Here is a 22,854-nt window from a genome sequence, read left to right as displayed (position 1 = left end):
CGATCGAGCCGAGGCCTTTTCCATATTTCGCCGGTTCGATCCTTGTGATTCTTTAGATCGGTCGATTCTTTCAAACGCTTCAGAATAGAATGTCATCCTTGAAACAACCAGGTGACGGAAAGGAATCGGACGGTTTCACATAATGTCTTTCCGTCGTTGGATCATATCCTCGAATAGATTCATCGGGTTCATTCCGACAACTGATGGACACACTATGACCTTAAACGCCATTTATTGGCTTGACCTTTTGGAACGGCGCGGGGTATAGATGGGGCATCGATGCAGCGTCAACCTCAATTCGGATGTTTCTATTATGACTTTTCCCACCAATGGTTCATGGACGGATAAGCTGTGCGCCGGGAACAAGATCGCGCGCACGGTTTTCGCCGCGGTGTTTCTGATCGCCGCCGGGATGGTGTCCGTCGCCCATTCCGTGCCCGTATCCAACAACGTTCCGCTCGACCACTGGTCCTACGGGGCGCTGGACAAGGTGGCCGGGTTCGGCCTCATTCGCTCGGACCTGCACGGGATCAGGCCGTACACCCGGATGGAAGTGGCGCGGCTGGTGCACGAGGCCCTGGCCGTCCGGGAAGAGAAATCGCTCAAGCTGCCGCCGCTCATCGAGCACTTCCTGGAACGTTTTCAGCGGGAATTCCGCGAGGAGCTCACCGTTTACGGAAGGGGCGATTCGGACGGCGCGGCGATCATGACGATCAAGCCCATCGAAGAGGCGCAGGCGCGCTATGCCTTCGTGGACGGGAAGCCTCGCGATTTCGTCAATTTCGGGAAGCGCAACGGGCAGTATCCCTGGAGCCCGAGCGGGATCGTCGCGTCGGAGAAAACTCCGCTCCTGTACGGGAACGAGGGAATCGTCTACGGCGAGGGGAGCAATTTCTCTTTGCAGTTTTCTTCGAGCGCGAAACTGTGGGACCTGTTCTCCGGGTACGTGGAACCGATCCTGATCGTCCGGCAGAACGAGGATCCGGGCCGGAGCCTGGACGGGTTGAGCGGCGGGCGGGAGCACGGAAGCCTCGGCGCATTCGACCGGGTGGGGTTCGATCTGCACAAGGGGTACGTGAAGTTTTCGCCGTGGAACGTCGAAATCGAGTTCGGGCGGGATTCCATGTGCTGGGGCCAGGGATACGCCGGCAGTCTCATCATGGGCAACAACGCGGGCCCGCTCGACATGCTCAAGATCACCAACCCGACCAACACGCTCCTCCCCTGGGTGTTCCGGTACCTGGGGCCCTTCAAGTACACGGTCTTCGTCGCGCGGCCGGACGATTATCTCAACCCGTTGAATCCCCTGCTGAGCGGGGGGAGCGTCAACTTCAAGCCGCTGCCCTGGCTGGAGCTGGGTTTCGAGACGGCTTTCCTGATGAACGGCGAGGACCGGCCGTCGACGTCCTTGTCCAACTACTTGAAGGCCCTGTTTGGGTTCGGATTCGGTCAGCCGAACGAGATCGACCAGGTGGGGTCTTTCGAGGCCAGGTTGCGCCTGCCGTTCCTGTGGAACGCGGAGCTTTACCTGGAATACGGGGGGGAGGACAGCGGCGGGGAGGAGTTTTTCGAGGAATGGTTCGGGTTCGGGGATGTCGGGTATTTGACCGGTATCTATTTACCCAGGATCACCCCGGACGGGAAAACCGATTTCCGGTTCGAATTCGCGCGGACCGCCCACCGCGTCGACTCGACGCCGGGGTTCTGGTACGGGCACACGAGTTATCGATGGGGATACACCAACGACCAGATGATCGTGGGGCACCGCATCGGCCCCGACGCGATCGATTATTTCGCGCGCGTGACCCGTTACCTGAGAAACGATCTGCGCGTGGGCGTCGACTTCGAGCACATGGTGCGGGGCGTTTCGCTCAACGTGGTGGAGGAGGAGAGCAACGGGTTCGGCGCGGACGTCGCCTGGGATATCGATTCGCGATGGAGCGTGGCGGCGCGCTACGCATTTCAGGACATATCCAACTTCAACCTGGTCCGGGGCGACGACCAGGCAAACCACCTGCTCGTGACCGGCGTGAAGTTCAGCTTCTGAACGGGGCCGGCCGCCCGGATCATCATCCGGAACGCACGGTCCGTTTCATACGGATTTACCTAAAAAATAGATTCACGGGTGAAACTGTTTTCATGCTTCGCGGGTGTCGCAGGGGGCATGGATAATTGCGTTCAAAATGATACTCTCAAAGCGTGGGGGACGTATCCCCCCCACCCCCACGCCGCTTCGCGGCTCCGTGTGGCGCTGCGGCGTCGGCCTTCGGCCAGTCGCCGACAGCGCCGAGCACTCGGCCTCACGCGCTTGCGCGTGTGGCCGAAACTTGGGGGGTGCGGGGGAATCATTCCCCCGCTCTTTTGCGCTTGAAAGATCCATCTTGCACGCAACTTCGTATCAGTTCCACCTGACTCCTCGATAGATGGCGCCGCGGTTGATGCTGTCGCGGTGTTTTTCCACCAGCCGGAACATGTCCGCCAGGGCTTCGCGGGTGAGGCAGTGCGGCTGGAGGCCGAGTTCCAGAAGTCCGGTGCACGCCGGGTTGTAGTAATGATTTTCTTTTTCGATCCTGGGGTTTTTGATGGAATCGATGCTCACCCGGTACCCCAGGTCCTCGCCGACTTCCTTCACCTTTTCGGCCAGATCCTTCACCGAGAACGTTTCCACGATCTGGTTGAAGATCCGCAGCTCCCCTCGGTCCGCCGGTTTGGTCAGCGAGAGGTACAGGCACTGCAGGCTGTCGATGAGGTTCAGGTAGCCCCGGACCTGGCTGCCGTTGCCGTACACCGTGAGGGGGTAGTCGGCGATGGCCTGGACGACGAAGCGGTTGAGGACGGTGCCGAAGACTTCGTCGTAATTGAAATTGGGCTGGAGTCGTTCGTCGCAGGCGGTTTCCTCCGTTGCGATGCCGTAGACCGGTCCCTGCATGAGGTCGGTGACCCGCAGCCCCCACGTGCGCACGTAAAACCACAGCAGGTCCGTGTCCTGGATTTTCGTGGTGTGGTAGAGGGAGCTGGCCTGGCGCGGGAAGAGGAATTTGTCTTTCCTGCCCCGGTGTTCGATTTCGATCCAGCCTTCCTCGATATCGATGTCCGGCGTACCGTATTCGCCCATGGTGCCGATCTTGACGATCTGGCAGTCGGGGTTCGTTTCCCGGACGGCGTAGGCGACGTTGAGGGTGCTCACCAGGTTGTTGTGGATGGTGGTCGCGGCCCTTTCCCGGTCGATCATGGAATAGGGGGCGGAAGGCTGTTCGGCGAGGTGGACGACCCCGTCGGGTCGGAAGTCTTCGAATAGGCCCCTGAGGAGGCGGTAGTCGGTGATGTCTCCGACCATGGCCTTGACGTCCTTGCCCGAAGCGTCCTTCCAGATTTGGACACGCCGGGCCAGGTTCGGGTTGGGGACCAGGGGTTCGCAGTCCAGCTCGCGGCACATGTTGCGCCGCAGGTAGTTGTCGACTCCGATGACCTCATGCCCCTGCTGCGAGCAATACATGCACAGGGGCCAGCCGAGGTAACCGTCGGCTCCCAGAATGAGAATACGCATAGTAGCTCCTGTTGAATTGGGGAAAAAGACACTGATGTACACCTCGCTAGGTATTCGATGCTGCGGTTCTCTTGGCAATTACCAGGTAATTTGCCAGTGTCTTGTTGACTTGTTTAAATTTAAGCTCAAAATTCGATAATAATTTAATTACAAAAAGTGGTATACCTATTTTATACAGTGTAGCTCCATAAATTGACATGATTTTTTTTATGGTAAATCTGTGTTTTGCTAATAAATATTTTATCAAATCATCGTCGAAACTGGTCATATGCCCCCAATGGTGAAATATGTGCTTGCATTGTGGACAAGAAACTGCTCCAGTTTTCAACTTTTCTTTTTTAGGAACTGTAAAAAACAAATAGCCATTTGGCTTTAAAATTCTATATATATTATCAAGTATATTATGTATATCATCTAGTTTGAAATGCTCTAGAAATTCATAACAGATAACAACATGGAATGAATTTTGGTTAAAAGGTAGTGGTTTGGTAGCATTGCCAAGAATGACTTTCCGTCCAGCTTGTTGAAGTAATTTAACATTACTAGATGAATAATCAAATCCAATTGCATTTACTCCTTTGCTAACCAAAGGATTAAGGATGCTTCCTCTCCCACATCCCAAATCAAGAACTAGATCATTAGAAGAGATATATTTCTGTATTAATTTGAATGTATATCTATCTTTACCATCTTCTAGGCCTATTGCATGTGCTCTTAAGTCATACATTTCCTTGTAATCGATATTCCTGCTCATTATTTATTCTCCTTAATGGGAACTTCCGTTTTGTGAGGTTGTGAACCTATACTACGAGGATTTCAGATATTAGCGACGCAAACCATCGCATGGGTCAGCTTGTGCCGATTGGTGTCGGGTGTGCAGTCCCCAAGAAGATTATTCATGGACCGCGCACACTTCAGTTGTCCTTGGGATTGTCCCTGCATTAGCTCAGCATCTCAGCCCTTTGAACCATTTCCATGTCTCTGTCAGGCCACTCGGCAAATCGGTTGCCGGCGAGAAATCCAAGTATTTCTCCGCCCGGGCGGTGGATACGTAATTGCGCAGCACCTCGCCCGCGCGTGGCGGAGCGTAGGTGACCGGGGGGAACCAGTCCCCCCCCACCGCCTCGCGCATCAAAGCCACCATGGAGTTGACGGTGGTTTCCCGGCCGCTTCCCAGCTGGATGGATCCACCGAAGGGCAGAGGCGCTTCCAGCGCCCTGGCGATGCCCTGGCAGAGGTCTCCCACAAACAGAAAATCCCGCGTCTGCTCTCCGTCGCCATAGATGGTGAGCGGCTTTCCGGCCTGCACTTCGCGGAAGAATTTGGCGATGACGCTCCCCTTGTGATAGGAAAACGGGCCGTAGATGTTGGAAAACCTGAGGCTGACAGTGGGCAGGCCGTAAGCCCCCCAGAAGGCGGAGCAGTACCCTTCCCCGGCCAGTTTGCTTGCCCCGTAGGGAGAGATGGGGTTGGGTGGCATGTCCTCGTGAACCGGAGGGGTGACGTCCCCGACGATGGCGCCGCCGGTGGAGGCGAAGACGAATCGCTCCACGCCGTGTTCGACGCTGGCCCGGAGCAGGTTGAACGTTCCCCGGACGTTGACGTCAAGGTTGAGTTCCGGGTTGGCGACGGATTGGACGACGTTCGTGTTGGCGGCCAGGTGGATGACCTTTCGCGCGCCCGCGACGGCGCGATGCACTGCTCCCGCATCCTGGATGTCGCCCTGCACGAACTCCACATCGAAGCCGTCGAGGTCTTCACGGCGCCCGGCGCTCAGGTTGTCGAGCACCCGTATCCGGACGGATGGTATCGAAAGGCGGCGGATCAGGTTGGTGCCGATGAAGCCGGCCCCTCCGGTAATAAGATAGACTATTGCTAAGCTCACAGGGCCTCCCCGGTTTCAGGTTCCTTTGCCCCAGACCATGACTTTCACGGTCTTGAACAGGATGAAGAGATCCAACAGGAAGGACTGGTGGATCAGGTAGAACAGGTCGTATTGCTGCTTGTCCGCCTGGCCGGCGTTGGAGCCGGCATAGTCATGGTTCACCTGGGCCCAGCCGGTGAGGCCGGGCTTGATCAGGAAACGCAACCGGTAATATGGGATTTCCCCGGCAAGGATGTCGGCGAAGTGCCGGCGGATGGGGCGTGGGCCCACCACGGTCATGTCTCCCCTGAGCACGTTGTACAGTTGGGGGAGCTCGTCGAGGCGAAGCTTGCGCAGAATTTTTCCAATACGCGTGATCCGCGGGTCGTCTTCGGTGGACCACTTCGGTCCGGTGAGGCCCTCGGCATTGTGGATCATGGTGCGCAGTTTATAGAGCCGGAAGGGGACTTCATTCTTTCCCAGGCGCTCCTGGATGAAGAGGACCGGCCCCGTGCTGTCCAACTTGACGGCCAGGGCGACAATCAGGAAGGCAGGCAAGACGAAGGGCGCCAAGAGAAGGACGCCCGTGAGATCCAATGCGCGTTTCAAGTTGCCGACCACGGCAGGCATGAAGATTTCCTTGTTCGCATTGAGCAGCAGCGAAAAATCGTCCAGGAAATGGAGAGGACACTTGTAGGTCAGCTCCTGGTAGAAATTATAGGCGTCGATGATGCTCTTCTTTCTGAAATTGGCGGTGATCAGGTCGTCGGCGATCTCTTTGACCAGCCCGCTACGGAGCGAGTAGACAACTAGCTCCACGTGATTCTTTTCCAGGTAGTCGTAGAGGTTCGGCCGCGAGGCCTGATGATTGTGCCGGTCCCACTGTTCCACCAGGTCGTAATGCTGCGCGTACTGCTCGTTGATGAGCAGCGAGATCTCTTCGAAAATCGGGTCGTTCCCAATGAACAGCAGGCGCTGTGGCTTGATGGGCACGAGTTTCTTGAAGGTACGTCTCCACATGAAGGTGAATGCGGCGGTTATGGATATGAACAGCAGCAGGTTGATCTTGCCTGGCCGCAAGGAAATAAGAAAGTAGGCGAGTGCGCTGTAAACGATGGTTACGGCTCCAAGCCCGATGCAAATGGTGAAAAATGTGATTTCCGAACCCTTGGGACTGGTCGGATCGTACAGGTCCAGCACATAGAACACGACGACCGTGACGGCGGGAACGGTGAAATAGATGGCAAGGATCTTGGCCAGGCTCCAGGCTGGCGGTTCCTGCCTGCCGGGTTCCAGCAACAGGACGATAGACAGGCTCCCCATGGTGAGGAGAAGATCGCCCACGATAAGGATGAGGCTGTATTTACGGTGTGCCTGCAGGATCAGCTTGTGCATAGTGCGAGAAAATCTCAGTTGCGGGTGGCGATATAATACAAGTTTACCCTTGAGAAAATGGCCCGACTGGCCAAAGGGCGAGTGTCTTTGGTGACGATGGAACCTGTGACTGGGCTCATCCAAAACACACCATTCTGGGCTTGATATTTGGCAATCCTAAGCCGTTGCTCAGACCAATCGGTGTTAGTCACCCCGTTTGCTAGAGTTCGGGTCGCGAATTCCAGCTCCCTGATCATCGACCAACCTCATGTAAAAATCAGACAACTCCTGGTGCCATCGCCGTGATGAGAATTTCGCTACCAGGGCTTGGCGAAATGCCGGAGATGGACAGACGGCTGTCGGAGTCGTTGACAACAGCGTCAGGCACCGATCCAGTCCCTGCGCCAGTCCCTTCGCGTCGGCGAACGGACAGACGATCGTCTCAGATGGGCAGAATTCATGTACTGCGGGGATATCGAAGGCCACTACGGGCAGTCCCATGACCATAGCCTCAAGCATGGCATTGGCAGTGCCTTCGTAGAGGGACGGCATAGCAAAAAGGTCAAACATCTGATAAAAGGGGATGACTTGCAGTTGGTGTCCCGTGAAGATCACCTTTTCTACCAGGTGGAGGGCATCAACCTGAGCCTGCAACCGCTGGCAATACGCTTGCTCTTCCGGCCAGATGGCGCCCCCCACCAGCACAAGCCTGGCGTGGGGCCAGCGCTCCGCCAATCGGGCGAAGGCCTCGATAGCCAGGTGGTGGCCTTTGGATGGCACCATCCGGGCCACGTAGCCGACAACCAGGTGATCGGGCGCCAGATGCCAGATCCGTCTGAGCCTTGACCGCTCTTCCACCGGGAGAGGTGGAGCATCGAGGAATTGCTTTAACCGCAAGTCCGGGTAGATTACCCTATGCTTGGCGTTGTTTCCAATTCCCTTCGTGGCGAAAGTGTCTTTGAGGTGGTTGGTGTAAAACAAATAATGAGTGGTCACCAGGCCCGCCAACCGTTCCAGGTTGATGAAGAGCTCACGTCCCGGCAGGCTTTGCGAAGACGAGAAACTGGGGCCGTGGACATCATGAACAATTATCGGCACACCGGCCAACCCGGCGGCAAGGCGCCCCAGTACTCCTGCTTTGGCGAGATGCGTTTGAACGATCTGGTACCTGTTCCGTCGAAACAATGAGCAGATATCAAAGAAGGCCTTAGCGTCCCTATGAGGGTAAATGTACTTGCTCAGGGCAGGGATGCGCCAGTAGGTGACGCCTTCCACTCCTTCAGAAATTAGCCTGCCGTCTCGCGGCCCGACTCCGGTGACGACATCCACATCGTACCCGAGATCTCGCGCGATCTTCGCCTCCATCCGAGTCCGCAGGCCCGAACTGTACTGATCGGTAGGTGTCGTTATGACGTGGCAGATGCGAGGCCTTGGATTCATCACTCTGCATATCCTTCAAGATGATCGATCAATTATGCAGCTCCCGCGTCTTGCCTTGCATAGCGCCGGTTCCGTCCGGCAACGTTGCGCTGATAAGTCGGGTTGATACCACGACGTTGGTCGTCGCCTTGCTGCCCTCGCCCTGCTGAACGCCCAGCCGGTCCAGCATATCCCCCATCTGGTTACGCAGGGCTTCCAAATCTGCCATGCTCACCTGTGGATCCAGTGCCTCGATGTTTCGGGTGAGCATTCCGGCTTTCTGTCTGATACCGGCAAACTCACTGGGGGCCAAGCGTTTCTGTCCGATAGCCTCTTCGACCAAAAGCAAGTATTGGCAGTCTTGAAAACCTCTGCGCAGGGCTTCCAGGCGCGTTGTCGGCACGGGTTTCCCGGTCGTGGGGTCGGGGTAATAAAAGGTCCCCCGCCGCAGACTGTCCTCTCTTCCCGGGTTTGCAGTCCAGGGGTCCTGGGGCCATTTGGCCAACCCCCAGAAGAGTATGCCGGGGAAGCGGTACTCGTAGAGATACCAGCCGATAAGCCGGAGGTTTACCAATGGCTGGTCTATGCCGTGCAACTTGTTAATATACAGCCACACCTCCTGACCCTGCCTGGTGGCCTCGGCAATCTGAGCGGGATTGTAGTATTTCGCATAGCTCACCCAGATGTCTATAGCCCCGGCAAGCTTGGGGTCCGGCTCTCTTCCGGCGGATGCGGTTCGGATCCCGGGGGCGAGAGACTTCACCAGTGCGTAAGCATTGCGCACGGCATCGTATGCAGCGGGTTCGGGCTCGTCGATGATCTTGATAACGGCCCGGTTTTCCCACCGATGCCGCTGCAAATATTCCAGCCACAAGGGGTAGAAAGTCTTAGCCTCTTCCACGAAGCCCCTGCCGGGACCTTCGCGCCCTCCCGCCCCGGGAAGCACGGGAACCCGGAAGAATCGATAATTCAAATCCTCCAGCACGTGGTGCACCATGCGATCGTAGGCGGGGAAATCTTCCACTTTCCTGGGCGGCCTCAGTTGGTGGGCCGGGAATGGGAGAATCCAGCCCAGAGCGTTGAACTTGTATGATCTCATGCTGCGCAGGTAGTCCCTGACCAGTATGTCGAATTTCTCTGGAGAGTCGGCGCCGTGCCGCGCAAACCAGGCCGGTTTGAAAAACGGGTTGCCTTCAATAGTGATCGGCAGGTCCTCGGGCAAGGCAAAGTTCCAGACCCTCAGTGCAATCGGCTGTACGTAGCTTCCGCGGTCGTCACTGAAATTGATTTCACAGGCATGGATCCCTCGCGGGCAAGTGGCCGGGATCCTAAGGGTCACCCAGACCTCCAGTGCATTCCCGGTGTTTTTCAGCCCCTGAGAGAGCGGGACAAGGGCGTCCGCCTGAAACAATCCATGCGCGGACAACGGCGCTGTGAGGACTTGGTATAACTGTGCTTCGATGGCACTTTCCCCCTTTGCCAGGAAGTTGCCTCTGAAGGAAGCTGCATTGGCGCCGCGGATCTGAAAGGACAGGTTCAGATATTCGTTGCGGCCCCCTGACACCTGCAGTGTCTCGACCGTTTTCTTGCCTGCCGCCCATTCCACGAGAACGGCCGGAAATTGCTTTTCGGTAGGAACTGGCCAAGCTCGCGCCGGCCGGGCGACAGCCGAAACTGCAGCCGTGAGAAGGCAAACCATCAAAGTCCAGGATTTAACACGGGCGTCTAAGCTCCTGGCGCGCTTGGGTCTCAATCTCATTTGTCGCGCCCCTTAACGTACAGGTGCCGGCACACGATCTGCAAGGGGGGGATCCGGATAGAGCCGACTGACGCCCGGCACCGAGCCGCCCGTGAACGACGAAAGGCCCGGTGCGGCCCCCCAAGCGGAACGATTGATGGCACGATGCTTTCCCCACAGGAATTTGGCGATACCATGGGCGGCAAGCGGCAGAATGATCACCGTAAAAATCAGGCGGTGACGCTGGGCTGCCGCGAGGTTACTCTGCAGCGCCGCAGACGCCGATACACCCACGACCAGATAGCTGAAAATGATCCCACCCCATTTCCTGTTCCGCCTGAAAAATTGCACCATTTCCGGAAGGAAGAAGAGATACAGGAGCCACAGTGCTCCCGAATCGAGCATGGCCAGACCCTGACTGACCTTCTTCACCTGCCAGGGAAATGGGCCGCCCATGAAATCGACGATGAGCAGAGGGAGATACTGCAGGATGTCAGTGAAACTGCCGTAGTTGATTGCGGGGGCGTAGGCTGACCCGGCATCCGCACTCGCCGCCTGCCGAGCGTTTATTGCCTCAATGTCCGAGTACTTCACTCCTTGCATGATTCTGGCTTGGGAGATCACATCAACTTTGTTGATCAGGCTGAAAATGAAGGCCAGGACTACAATCGCACTGGTCAGCGCAGTGATTCGAAAAAGAATTCCTCTCCGTTGCGTCGGGTTGAAAATGGTCTTGGCACACACCACGGAAAAAAGAATGACAAATATGATAGCGGGGCGCAGCAACCCTGCGTAGCCGAGGCTGAAGATCATCAGGAGTCGGTATTTGATGACTGGTTCCCGGTCATGCAAAAGCCAGAGCCGGAAAAACCAGAGGATGAAGAGAAGGGTCATCGTGTCCCTGAGGAGCATGGTTGACAGGAGGCAGAAGAGCGGTGAACAAACCAGCAGGAACGCTGCTAGCTTGGCGGTCCGCTCGTCGAACAAGTCCTCGGCGATGTGGTAGAGCTCATAGATGCACAGAATACCGAAGATGGTGCTGAGCAGGTAGCCGCAAAGGATGGAGTAGTCAAAAAGGTAGAACAAGATGGCGAGCGGGACGGTGTAAGCGGGAATTTGCTTGGCTGTCTCCATCAGGTTAATGGAAGTAATGCTCTGCAAAATACTCTTCTGCCAACCGGCGGCTATTGCCGTTGCCCAGGGAATGTACCGCTCCACCGCATCCGGAGTCAACCCGACGATTGGGAGCAGGTAATTCAGGATAGCAAATCCAGCCGTGATGAAGAAGAAAGCCAGCAGAAGAACCGACAGCATGTTGCGCCGTCGATAGAAAAAGATCGTCAGGCAGGCCAGCATGCAAGAACTCATGACCAGGCCCCCGATAAATGGTGTGTCGAGCAGCTTGTATAACACGATTTCACCTTTTCGGGTGCGTGCTTTTTAAGGCACTCGCCCGATACATTTCCTCCAGCCAGAGAGCACGGATGCCAGGTGCTGGAGGTCTGCTCGTCTCAAAAATAAAAGGGAGGAAGGTCTGGCCTTGAAGATCACGCATATGAGAAACATCAGCAGCATAGTCCCGCTCAGGTAGCCCCAGCTCAATGCCATGGCGGCGCCAGTGGCGGCCATGTGGGGAATAAGGGCCAGCCCAATCGTGACGTTTACCAGGAGGCCTCCCAAGCTGCCCAGTAAGGCCGTCCCAGCCCGGCCGTTGACGATCATGAAACTGGAGCAAAGGGTATAGAGGGAATAGCCGGCGAATCCCGGCAGCATAAGCCGGAGGAGCGCACCGGAGCCCTCGAATTCAGCGCCGTATACCAGCCGGACCAAGGGGTCTGCCAGAAGGCCCAGGGCGAACCCGCCGATAACCATGAGAAAGAGGGAGTGGCGGCAGAGTCTCTCGAGGTCGGCCAGTTGCTTTTCGGCTGAGTGGGAGACTCCTGCCTGGACGACAACATACAGAACACCGGAGAGCAGCCACAGGGCCTGCCCGAAATTGAGGGCGACCGAAAACAGCCCGTTATCCATGGAAGTTGCCCAGAATCCCAAGACGATTGTGTTGATACGCTGGGTACCCATGTCCACTGAAACCAATGCTTGGCTACGGAGGCCATAGGAGAGGCACCTACCCAGGGATTGCCACTGGCAGCGGAAGACGCCGGACTGCAGAGGAAGAAGGTATCCCGTCAGCGCGAGGGCTATGACGGTGGTTGCCAGATAAAAGAACAGCGTCAGTTCAAGCGAAGGTTCCCAGATCAGCCATGCCCCCAGAAGCAGGACCAGAAACATGCCGCGGCGCACGATGCGGACCATGGCATATCGGGCAAGCTCGCCCAGGCCAATGAAAAAGTTCATGAAAATGGTACAAGTGCAATCCAGCACCAGGCAGAAAATGAATATGACGGTCAGAGCCTGGTTGCCTCGTGCCAGGACGGGAATCTTCGAGGCCAGGGGAAAGCCCGCACAAAAGACGATCAGTGCCACCCCGGAGACGTAAATCAGGGTATTCGCGGACAGTTGACTCAGGGGAATGGACCGCAGATAGTAAACATTCCCGAGATGCATTCCGCCGGTAAGCAACGTGCCCACCAAGAGCACACTGGATGCGAGGAAGAAGTAATCCCCCTTCAGCGCCACGCCGAGATAGCGAGAGGCAACGATGTCCGCCAGAAAAATCAGCAGTGTCAGGACAATCCGCATCCCTACGACGGTTATGGTATTCTTGAGCAGACCCACAGATATACCTTATGAGGTTCGGTTGACCCGAAACGGGAAATGCCCCCGTCTCCGCTACAGGCATACCTTAGCGGCCGTGCTCGGCCCTAGCCATGCGCAGCACCCCGGCATCGGACGCGTCCTCCCCGTTGGTGGGTTCCTTGTGAAGATGGCCTTGGGCGGCCTTGTCCAACCTGAGAGTCGTACCTCTCCCGTTGTCCGGCGTGCGGGAAAGGTTCGGGCCGAAATACTCATCGAGGATTCCGTTATCCTCCATGTACACATTGATCTCCTCGACGGCCATGGGAATTTGTGAAGAAGAAATGTAGGGATTCGTGATATTCTGGTTGGGGAGCATGTCGGCGTAGCGATAGTCGATCCTGTGGTAAAACGACCGCAGGGCGGGAAGGATTGCGAACATGCTGGGGAGCTCCTTGACGCGGGCCACTTCCTCCTGGCTCATCAGCTCTTCGTAGAGCTTCTCGCCCGGCTTGGCTCCGATGATTTTCACCGGCACCGCATCCGGCTCGATCCCGGCCACGGGCGCGAGCATCTCGATCATCGTCCGGGCAAGGTCGACGATGCGCATGACCGGCATCTTGGTCACGAAGACCTCGCCCCCGCAACTCAGCACCGCCCCCTCGATCACCAGCCTCGCCGCTTCCCGGACCGTCATGACGAACCGGGTCATCCGGACGTCGGTGATCGTCACCGGCTCCCCGCGTAGGATCTGATTCGCGAAAATCGGGACCACCGATCCCCTGGACCCCAGCACGTTGCCGAAACGAACACTGGAAAACACCTGCGGCCCGTTGTTGTTCACGATGTTGGCCGCAGTGATGATCCGCTCCCCCATGAGCTTGGATGTCCCCATGACGTTGGTGGGATTCACCGCTTTGTCCGAGCTCGTGAAAATCACGCGCCCGACGTTGTTGGCCATGGCCGCCTGCACGATGTTCTTCACCCCGTTGATGTTGGTCTGCACCGCGTCGAACGGATTGTATTCCGAGAGGATCACATGCTTGAAAGCAGCCGTGTGGAAAACCAGGTCCACCGCCTTGGTGAGGTTCAGCAGCTTCTGCGCGTCGCGAATGTCCCCGAGGTAGCAGCGCACCCGGCCGGTCTCGCGGTATTCGTCGTTGAGAAAGAACAGCTCCGATTCGTTGTTGTCGAAGAGACGAATCTCGCCGGGCTCCAATCCGATGAGCTGGGAAACCAGCTCCCTGCCGACCGTGCCGGCCGCGCCGGTGACCAGGATCGTTTTGTTGCGAAAAAATTCCCTGAAGATTGTTTCCTCGTCCATCACTTTTCGCTCCTGTCTTTCATGCCCCGTCGCGGGCACCACCCTTGCCCGCCGGCTTCAATGCCGGCGCCGTAGGCCGCCAATCACCGCAAAACAGCGGCCGTCACCCCGGTGCGCAAGACTACCCCGCGCGCCCCGATCTTTTCCGGGAACCGTCTTCCCCCTCCGAACGATACCCCCCGTAGTACCTGTGGTAGTTTTGGTAGTAGCCGTAGTAGGCGCCGGGCCCCATGAGGTCCTTCCTGGCCATGGTCAGAATCCCGCCCAAAATATGGCAGTGGTTCTGCGTCATCAGCTGCACCGCAAGACGCCCGGCCTCGCCCGTGGTGCAGTGGTGCCTGAATACGAGCACCGCCCCGTCCGCATGGACCGAAAGCGAACGGGCATCCGCAAACCCGATGACCGGCGGCGAATCGAGAATGATATGGTTGTATTCCTCCCGGAGGCGCCGGACCAGGTTCTCGAAGGCGCTGGACATGAAGAACTCGTTAGGGTTGGGAGGCATCGGGCCGGCAGGGATGAAATGCAGGTTCGGGACCACGGTGCGTCGGATGATCTTCTCCAGGTCGGCACGGCCGGTGAGGTGGCTGCTCAGGCCGATCCGGTTGTCCTGCTCGAAAACCTTGTGCAGCCTGGGTTTCCTCAAATCGCAATCCAGGATCACGCATCTGTGGTCGTTCGCGGTCAGGGCCACGGCGATGTTCGCCGCCACGAAGGTCTTGCCTTCCATCGGGTTGGCGCTGGTGACCACGATACTCTGGGGCGGAGCCCCGGAAACCGACAGCATGATCGCCGACCGGATCTGGAAAACGGCCTCGCCCACCATGGACATGGGCTTGTAATGCGCGATGAGGTCCACGTGGTTTCCCTGCGCCCGCACCTCCCCGGCGTCGGCCAGCGGCACCACTCCCAGCACGGGAATCCGGCAATTCCTTTCCAGTTCCTCGGTGTTCTTGATGGAGCTGTCCAGGTATTCGACGAAAAAGGCCGTCATGGTGCCGAGCAGGGCGCCGATGACCGCGGCCAGGCCGAGAAAGAGCAGGGGCTTGGGCACCCACGGCTTGTAGGGCGTCTCCGCCGTGTTGACCACCGACACGTTGCTCGCCACCATGGTGCTCGCGATGCTCGCCTCCTTCATGCGGGCGAGAAGCCCCTCGTAGAGGGTCTGGTTCGTCTGCAGGTCGCGTTTGAGAATGTGGTGTTGCACCAGGCCGTTCTGCAAATCGATGACCTTCTCCTTCTGAAGGTCGAATTCCTTCTGAAGCAGGTTTTCCGCGCGCAGGGCCGCCTCGTAGTCCGCCCGGACGCTCGCTTCGATGCGCCTCACCTCCTGTCCGAGCCGCTCGCGCAGCTCGCTCATCCGCGCGCTCTGCCCCTTGTGTTCCGGGTAATTGGAACCGAATATCTGCCCGCTTCCCGTGACCTGGCCCTGGAGATCGATCAACTGCTGCCTGAGCTGCGTGACCAGGGGGTGGTTGGTGATCAGGGGGGCGTCGGCTCCCTTTTCGCTGATCTGCCGGGACTGCGCCTCCTTGATCGCCCGCTCCGACTGGGCCACGGTCAGCGCCTTGCTCACCTCCACGTATTTCTGGACGATCACGTTGAACTGGCCTTCCTCCAGGGACAAAAAGTCGTGATTCCGCCCGTCCGCGTACACGCTCCGCTCGGAAATCTCCAGTTTCTTTCCCAGGCGCGTCAGCTCGTCCTCCAGCCACTGCCGCAACAGGGTGTAGGACTGCTGCCGCGTGGTCATGGACAGTTTCAGGTACTCTCCCTGGATGGCCTCCGGCAGCTTTTGCGCGAGCTTCTGGTCCGTCGATTTGAAAGAGACGTTCACCAGGTAGGAATTCTTGACCGGCTCGATCTTGAGGTTGTCCAGCAGGAACTCGGCGTACTTCTGCCGGACGACTTCGGGCGGGTCGTTCCTGTTGTCGGCTTCCATCTCCTTGTAGGAGGGGTGCTCCTTCAGGTTCAACGAATCGATGAGCCCGTAGGCGATGGCCCGGGACTGCAGGATGTTGTACTGGGTCTCGTAGAAGCGGTCGAGCTCGCTCGATCCGGTCAGCGCCCCCAGGGGGTCCGCGCTGCTTCCGCCGAGGATGGCCGAAGGGTTGTCCTGGATGATCTGGAGCGTGGTGGTCACCTTGTAGACGGGATCCATCAGCAGGATCACCAGCAGGGTCGAAAGCATCACCCCCCAGAAAACCCCGATGAACCAACGTCTCCGCTTGGCCAGGATGTGCCAGTAGTCCCTGAGATGGACGACCTGTTCCTCCTCCATTGCGTAATACGTCTGCGCGGCCGCCGTCACCGACGCCGAAGCCGGCACAGCAATTTCGTTCGAAGGATGGTTTTGCATGGATGGAATCCTGTGATGCGTGAAAAATCGGGTGTCGCCGGGCTTCCCGCCCCGAAATTCCGGGATGGGATTCCGAGGCGCGCGGAAAAAGGGGTGCCCGGCGGGAGGCGACGCGGGCGGGATAAACCCCGTCCCTTGCTACGGACCGATGTGCCGGCCGGACGCACGAAGGAAGTACTTCACGCCCCGCCGCCCGATGCCGCGGACTCGAGCGCACCGCGGGTTCACAGCGCCGCCGGGTTCAAACCGACGCTGCCGGGGAGAAACATCTTGATGTCGAACAGGAACCGCCGGGTCGGGCTTTCGTGAACGTACACGATGTCGTTCGCCTTCAGCGCCACGTCTTCCTGCTTGCCCCCGGTGATCCGTCCCAGGTCTACCGGGAGGGTGCTGCGCCGCCCGTCCTCGTCCACGCGCAAAATGGTGGCGTGATAGGATGAGAGCACGATGTGAAGGCCCCCCGTCTGGGAAATGGCCTTGGTCACCGTCATGTTGTCCTGCAAAAGCACGCCTCCCGGCTTGGTGACGGCCCCCAGGACGAAAGCCGTCTGGGCGAACGGCACGAAAACGACGTCTCCGTTCCTGACGGGGACGTTCAACTCGGTGGCGCCCTTGAGCAGCAACCGGTTGAGATCCACGACGACGGTCTGCGTCCCCGAAGATGCGGACGGTTCGAGCGATTCGGCCGAAGACGCCGAAGCGCCGTCCCGGGGGCGTATGACGTGAACCGACTCGCCGGCCTTTTCCGACAGCCCCCCGGCCATGCCCAGCACTTCCAGGAGCGTGCGCGGGCCGATGAGCGCGTAGTGATCGGGCTTGTTCACCGCTCCCGTCACGGCGACCTTCTGATGCCGGTATTCCTTGACGGCCACCGCGATCTGGGGATTGCGCAGGTAGTCGCCCTCCCGGTAGAGCCGCGTGAGCTTCCTCGCGATCTCCACGGGCGTCAGACCGCTCACCTCCACGTCACCGACCAGCAGCAGCCGGATCCTGCCCTCGCCGTCCACCCGGACCTCCGAGCTGAGCTTCTCCGCATCGAGGAAACCGACCTGCAACAAATCCTCCGGGCCCACCCGGTAATCCTTGAAGTCGCCTCCGCCCGCCAGGGCGGCCTGCTTCAACAGCTGTTCCTGGAGCCGGATCTGTCTGGCCTGGGGGTCCACCTCGGTCAGGGCCTGCTGCGGCACGGACTGAACGGCCCGCGAAGACCGGGCGGACCGGATTTCCCACACGGGCCCGGTGCTGCCGGACACCACGCGGTTCTCCCACGTGGCCCCGCCGCAGCCCGATATCCACATGCAGACGGCCAGGATCGCCAAAAGACTGCGCGTCAACCTCATCGATGTTCCTCTCGTTCCGGATTGTCAGGCAAAGCACGAAAGCTTGCCCCCGCGACCCGCGCCCACGCCCGTGGACGGGTATTCCTCCACTGGCCGCGCAACGGGGCGGAGCGAACCTTCCGCGGCCGCGAAGGCCATACCCTCTCGATCACGCCGACTCGGGGTGATCGATACGGCCGAACGGAATCTGTAAACCATGCGCCCGCGAGCAACCGCGGCCGCGCGACATTCGTTTTCGGCACAACGTCTGCGCTCTTGCCTGAAGTGAGCGCTCAAAATCGGGGAACATTCAAGGACCGCCCGCGCAAAGCTCCGCAAACTCGGTTACAGATCCCTTTCATCATGTAACCGCCAGGGCGGAATCGATATGGGCTTGAAAACGCGATCACGTCCTCGGGAAAACGGAGCCACAAACGCACGCAAACATCCGACGTCTTTCGCTCCGACGGAACAGGAACAAACCTGTTCCATGCAAGAGGTCTCCCGAACGGACACTAAGAAAAGGTTAACTGCGGCGAACAACTAGAGTCTTGAAACAATACAGTGCAGGGGAGAGAAGAAGGTCAAAAGGATCGTTAAGAACTGTTCTCGGCTTTTAAGCTGAGCGCGTCATGCGGATCAATAGCTTGTCCCACACTGTTTCCGCCAATTATAGCGAGGTTCAAATAAAGATCAAGAAGATTTGCATGAAGTATGAATGTGTATCTGTGTGTCATAAATTTTATATACCATTTCAATGGGTTATACGCTGGATTCACCATAGGTCTCCAATTTTGATTCAATGGAGGGAAAAGACGAAAAAAAGTCAATCATTAAGAGAATTTAATATATTAATTCGGCCCTGAATCAGTGGTCGGAATAAAGGGGGGCGGCGAAGGGATGGTCGAAAAAAAATCGGTCTGTCCGGCTTCATGAGAAACAGAGGGCGAAGAAATGGATCGCCCGGGAAACCAGAGCGGCGACGGCCCCATCTTTCTCATGCCGCCGACGGCCGGGGCAGGGGGCCGTCAGAGCCGTGGGCTGCGCTGCCGCGCATCCCACCCTACGTTTCGGTGGGGTGGGCGCGGTTTCATCCCGCCCATGGCCAAGCCGGCAAAACGCTCCCCGCTCCACCCGGCTCGGGCGGCATTTTTTGCGGGACGGACGATTTTTCGGAGCACTTCACAAATCGCTTGTTGTAAGGTAGAGATGCACCGATTGGTCATTTGGTTCCGACCGAACGATCGATCGAGACAATCGCAAGGATCCTTGAACATGAACGTGTTCCGGGCGGCAGGACATGCTCCTGCCGCCCGGCGTCTTGAACCTCCCGGTTATCACGGCGGCCGGGATTCCTTTCTTTCCGGCACGGTCCGTATCGCCGCGGAGAAGCAGAGCTCGAGGAAGATGAAATGATCCACGGGAAAACCATGCGCGTGTTCGTTGTGTTTGCGGGAATCTGTCTTGCCGTTGCGGGCGTTTTCGTCTCCGCTTTCGCCTTCTCGCCGGACGACCGGGCAATCGCGCGGGGAGCGCCAGGCGCTGCTGGCCCAAGTCCCGGCGGCGTGGAACGGGACAATGCCGCGGAGCCGGGCCAGGCCGGGGCCGTCACGCCGGGACAGGGTATTGCCGCGGAGCGGAAGCCCGCCGGGACCCTTACCCCCGGGCAGGGCAATGTCGTTGCGCCGAGCCCGCCCGTCGCAGGCGCTCCGGGACAGGGCAATCCGGTGGAGCCGCCCCCCGCCAAGACCGTCACCCCGGCCCCGGCCGCCTCCCGAGGGGTGCCCGATCTCGATCCTCCGGTCGATTCCCTTCAGAAGTTCGTGAGCTATATGAAAGAAAAGCGGGGCGAGGAGGAAAAATACTTGAAGCAGCGCTTCGAGCGGGGAGTGGCGATGATCCACAACAAGGATCTGAAGACCGAAAGGGAGGTCAAGGCCTACCTGCTGACCCCGCGGGAATTTTTCTGCAGGAAATGGAATCTCGGCCGCGCCTACGATCACGCGTTTCTCGACATTCACTACGGCGTGACCATCTCCGGTCCGCACCTCGTCGGGCGCATGACTTCCGCCCTGGACCTCAAGCCCGGCGAAAAGGTGCTCGAAATCGGAACGGGATCGGGTTACCAGGCGGCGATGCTGGCCTATCTCACCGACCGGGTCTACACGGTGGAAATCATCGAGCCCCTGGCCCAGGAGACGGATCGGCTCTACACCGGGCTCGTCGCCGCCGGATACCCGGAGTACGCCGGCATCGGGCGCAAGGCCGATGACGGATACTACGGATGGGAGGAGCACGCGCCCTTCGACAAGATCATCGTGACCTGCGGCATCGACCACATCCCGCCGCCTCTGCTCAAGCAGCTCAAGACCGGCGGAGTCATGGTCATCCCCGTGGGACCGCCGGGGGCCCAGGTGGTCCTCAAGGTCACCAAGAACCGGGACGCCGACGGGAACATCGCCATCGTCCGGGAAGACATCTACCAGGGGCGCAAGAAGGAAGCCTTCGTCCCGTTCACCAAGAAGGGGGGCGGCACGCACTTCAAATGAGCGACATTGCGGGCACCGGCCCGACCACCGAGCGTCTCCCCCTCGGGGACACCCTTGCGCTGGCGCTCATTTCGGGCGCCGTCATCGCGTATGAGCTGTTCGTCATGCGCGTGTTCGCCAACAGCGGCTGGTCTCATTTCGGCTCCACCATCGTCAGCATTGCGATGCTCGGGTTCGGGGTGTTCAGCACCGTTCTGTGCATCTGGAAAGGGGCCTTCAAGGAACGGATGACCGCCTGGATGAACGGGGGCGTGATCCTGTTCGGACCGGCGATGACGGCGGCCAATTCGCTCGCGCAGAGCGTGCCTTTCAACCCCATTTTCCTCGCCTCGGATGCGAATCAGAAAGTCTATCTCGGGTGCTATTTCCTCCTGTACTTCATCCCGTTTCTCATCGGCGCCATGCTGCTCGGGCTGTTCTTCCTCATGGGGCAGCGAAGCTTCGGCAAAGTGTATTTCGCCAACATGTGCGGGTCCGGCTTCGGCGGGATGGTCCTCTTCGCGGCCATGTACGGGCTGCTGCCCGAGCGGCTCTACCTGGCGCCCCTCGCCCTGTGGGCGGCGGGGGCGCTCCTGTGGCTGGCAGGGCGGGGAAAGCCGCGGCTCCTGCCCGCCCTGGCGGTGTCGGTGCTGGTTTCGCTCCTCACGGGCCACGCATTCGTGCAGATCAACGTGTCCCCCTACAAGGGCGTGAGCTACGCCCGGCAGTTTCCCGACGCCAAGCGGGTCTACCTCAGCGCGAGCCCGTTCGGGCTGCTGGAAGTCTATTCCAGCTCGTATTTTCACTTCGCCCCGGGCCTCAGCGACGCGGCCACGCTCTACCTCGACGAGATGCCGGAACAAGCCTTTCTCGGGATGTACATCGACGGGGACGGCCCCATCGGCATCATGAAGAAGCTCCCGGACAAGCAGAAGGAATACATCCGGTTCCTGCCCCTGTCCATGCCTTATCTCCTGAAGAAGGAGCCCGAGGTGCTGGTGATGCAGTTCGGGGGAGGCATCTCGACGAACGTGGCCCTCGCCATGGGGGCGCGCAAGGTCACCGTGGCCGAGGGCAGTCCCATGGTGATACGGGCCGTGCGCGACAGCGCGTTCATTGCGGAGTTCACGGGGCACGTGCTTGCGAACCCCCTTGTCGAGCTGGTCCCGAGCGACGGCAGGATCTACGTCGGGCAACGGCGCGAGGCGTTCGACATCGTCGATCTCAGCCTGGCCGATTCGACGGGGCTTTCCATGCCGGGCGGGTCGCCCATCCATGAGAAGTATACCTATACGAAGGAGACCTTCCTGGAGTGTATCCGCGCCCTGCGCGACGGCGGCATTCTTTCGGTGACCGTCTGGAACAGGGAGGATCCTCCCAAGTCCGCGCTGAAACTTCTGACCACCATCATCAAGGCCGCGGGGGAGGCCGGGCCGGAACGCACCGGCCAGAGCCTGTTCATCGCTCACACCTATCTTTCCACGCTCACGGCACTGTACAAGAAAGGCGGGTTCACGGCGGAAGAATTCCGGGAGCTTGGCAAGTACTGCGCAAAGATGAGCTTCGAGGTCGTCTGGCCATGGGAAAAACGGGACGGGGCGGCCGGAAATCTCGCGGCCGTTTTTGACGCCTATCGGAGCGTGTACTTCGGGCCCCGGGGAGACGCGGGACCGGAAAGCGCGGGGTTTCCGATCAGCGTGGGTTCGCCGCCCGGGGAAACGACCGCCGCCGTGAACACGCCCGGGGACCTTTCCGCGGCGGTCGTTCCCGCCGCGGACGCTTCGGGCGGGCAGGCGGAAGCTCAGGATCTGTCGGCCGGAAACCTGTACCGGCTGGTGGTGGATCGGCTCATCCACGGCGATTTCAAGACGGTGAGCGACGGGTACGTCTTCAACACCGACTGGCTGACCAACGACCGCCCGTATTTCGCGGGGTTTGTTAAGCCGGCGGACATCGCGGATTTCGCGGACCGGCTGGAATCCATCTCCGACGAATGGGGATACCTGCTGCTCTGGGCGACGCTTTTCCTGTCCGCCTCCCTCGGGTCCATTCTCCTGCTGCTTCCCGTCGCTTTCGGCTGGAAGGCCTTCTTCGGGCGGCGCCGCGGCAAGCTCGGCATCGTGGCCTACTTTCTGTGCCTGGGCATCGGCTACATCGTCATCGAAATCGGCATGATCAGCAAGGTGCTGTTGTGCCTGGGAAACGCCACGGTATCCGTGGCGGTTCTGATCACCGGCATGCTGCTCTTCTCCGGGGTGGGCAGCTACGTGTCGGGAAGGTTCGTTTCCCGGGCGTCCGGCACCATCCTCGTGGTCTGCTCCTCCATCGTGGGGATTCTGCTGCTTTACGCCGTGGGCCTCGATCCGCTGCTGGCCGGCGTGGGAACGTATCCCTACTGGGCGAGGATCCTGGCGTGCCTCGCGCTCCTCTTTCCACCGGCTTTCCTGATGGGGTTTCCCTTCGCCCTCGGGATGGCCACCCTCTCGGAGCTGGGCAAGGAAGAATTCTTCGTGTGGGCGTGGGGCATCAACGGCTCCTTTTCCGTCGTGGGGGCCGCCCTTGCGCCGTTGTTGTCCGTGCTGTTCGGGTTGTCTTCGATCCTTCTCGTATCGGCCGTCGCGTACCTGGTCGCCCTGGTTTCCTTCCGGGGACTGCGCAAACCGGATGTTCCGGCCGCGGTTCGATGAG

At 59.1% G+C, this 22,854-nt stretch carries 15 protein-coding genes; 4 read left to right on the top strand and 11 right to left on the bottom strand.

All coding sequences use genetic code 11. From position 1 onward, the window contains the following. Window positions 1–313 precede the first annotated feature (313 nt). A complete protein-coding gene (locus tag SFUM_RS11340) occupies window positions 314–2,047 on the top strand; it encodes a capsule assembly Wzi family protein (protein WP_041440350.1) in 1,734 nt (577 codons plus the stop codon). 351 nt (window positions 2,048–2,398) lie between these two features. Here SFUM_RS11340 and SFUM_RS11335 read toward each other — a convergent pair whose 3' ends face one another. The 11 genes from SFUM_RS11335 to SFUM_RS11290 all read right to left on the bottom strand — a co-directional run bounded on the left by SFUM_RS11335 (window position 2,399) and on the right by SFUM_RS11290 (window position 17,659). Beyond that, window positions 2,399–3,547, bottom strand: coding sequence for an NAD-dependent epimerase/dehydratase family protein (locus SFUM_RS11335; protein WP_011699043.1), 1,149 nt, complete (start codon window positions 3,545–3,547; stop codon window positions 2,399–2,401). A 46-nt stretch (window positions 3,548–3,593) separates the two neighbouring features. Further along, complete coding sequence (locus SFUM_RS22530; protein ID WP_083764032.1) at window positions 3,594–4,301, bottom strand: class I SAM-dependent methyltransferase; 708 nt, start codon at window positions 4,299–4,301, stop codon at window positions 3,594–3,596. 192 nt (window positions 4,302–4,493) lie between these two features. Beyond that, entirely contained in the window at window positions 4,494–5,432 is a 939-nt protein-coding gene (locus SFUM_RS11330) for an NAD-dependent epimerase/dehydratase family protein (protein ID WP_011699041.1), read from the bottom strand. Window positions 5,433–5,447: 15 nt separating this feature from the next. After that, window positions 5,448–6,806 (bottom strand): exopolysaccharide biosynthesis polyprenyl glycosylphosphotransferase, encoded by a 1,359-nt coding sequence (locus tag SFUM_RS21765; RefSeq protein WP_011699040.1) that lies wholly within the window; start codon window positions 6,804–6,806, stop codon window positions 5,448–5,450. Window positions 6,807–6,989: 183 nt separating this feature from the next. Next, complete coding sequence (locus SFUM_RS11320; protein ID WP_167321339.1) at window positions 6,990–8,150, bottom strand: glycosyltransferase; 1,161 nt, start codon at window positions 8,148–8,150, stop codon at window positions 6,990–6,992. A 103-nt stretch (window positions 8,151–8,253) separates the two neighbouring features. Further along, window positions 8,254–9,810, bottom strand: coding sequence for a DUF4091 domain-containing protein (locus tag SFUM_RS11315; RefSeq protein ID WP_167321338.1), 1,557 nt, complete (start codon window positions 9,808–9,810; stop codon window positions 8,254–8,256). Between the two features lie 165 nt (window positions 9,811–9,975). Continuing rightward, window positions 9,976–11,355, bottom strand: a complete 1,380-nt coding sequence (locus SFUM_RS11310; RefSeq protein ID WP_150109493.1) for an ArnT family glycosyltransferase — start codon at window positions 11,353–11,355, stop codon at window positions 9,976–9,978. A gap of 27 nt (window positions 11,356–11,382) precedes the next feature. After that, window positions 11,383–12,678 (bottom strand): lipopolysaccharide biosynthesis protein, encoded by a 1,296-nt coding sequence (locus SFUM_RS11305; RefSeq protein WP_011699036.1) that lies wholly within the window; start codon window positions 12,676–12,678, stop codon window positions 11,383–11,385. Between the two features lie 67 nt (window positions 12,679–12,745). After that, window positions 12,746–13,960 carry an SDR family NAD(P)-dependent oxidoreductase gene (locus SFUM_RS11300; protein WP_011699035.1) on the bottom strand — a complete coding sequence of 405 codons (1,215 nt, stop codon included), beginning with the start codon at window positions 13,958–13,960 and terminating at the stop codon, window positions 12,746–12,748. Between the two features lie 121 nt (window positions 13,961–14,081). After that, window positions 14,082–16,319, bottom strand: a complete 2,238-nt coding sequence (locus SFUM_RS11295) for a GumC family protein (protein ID WP_011699034.1) — start codon at window positions 16,317–16,319, stop codon at window positions 14,082–14,084. Between the two features lie 224 nt (window positions 16,320–16,543). Further along, window positions 16,544–17,659 carry a polysaccharide biosynthesis/export family protein gene (locus SFUM_RS11290; protein WP_041440343.1) on the bottom strand — a complete coding sequence of 372 codons (1,116 nt, stop codon included), beginning with the start codon at window positions 17,657–17,659 and terminating at the stop codon, window positions 16,544–16,546. A 1,254-nt stretch (window positions 17,660–18,913) separates the two neighbouring features. Here SFUM_RS11290 and SFUM_RS23140 point away from each other — a divergent pair. From SFUM_RS23140 to SFUM_RS11280, 3 genes are read left to right on the top strand one after another with little or no spacing between them, the layout of a single operon-like run. Then, entirely contained in the window at window positions 18,914–19,054 is a 141-nt protein-coding gene (locus tag SFUM_RS23140) for a hypothetical protein (protein ID WP_153307211.1), read from the top strand. Continuing rightward, window positions 19,051–20,187: a protein-L-isoaspartate O-methyltransferase family protein gene (locus tag SFUM_RS23565; RefSeq protein ID WP_208597059.1), complete on the top strand. Its 1,137-nt coding sequence runs from the start codon at window positions 19,051–19,053 to the stop codon at window positions 20,185–20,187. Before SFUM_RS23140 ends, SFUM_RS23565 begins: the two co-directional genes overlap by 4 nt. Further along, window positions 20,184–22,853 (top strand): hypothetical protein, encoded by a 2,670-nt coding sequence (locus SFUM_RS11280; RefSeq protein ID WP_011699031.1) that lies wholly within the window; start codon window positions 20,184–20,186, stop codon window positions 22,851–22,853. The genes SFUM_RS23565 and SFUM_RS11280 overlap by 4 nt, the downstream gene beginning before the upstream one ends. The last annotated feature ends 1 nt before the right edge of the window (window position 22,854 follow it).

Source organism: Syntrophobacter fumaroxidans MPOB (genome assembly GCF_000014965.1).
GTDB lineage: Bacteria > Desulfobacterota > Syntrophobacteria > Syntrophobacterales > Syntrophobacteraceae > Syntrophobacter > Syntrophobacter fumaroxidans.
This window is presented reverse-complemented; position numbering and strand designations above follow the sequence as displayed.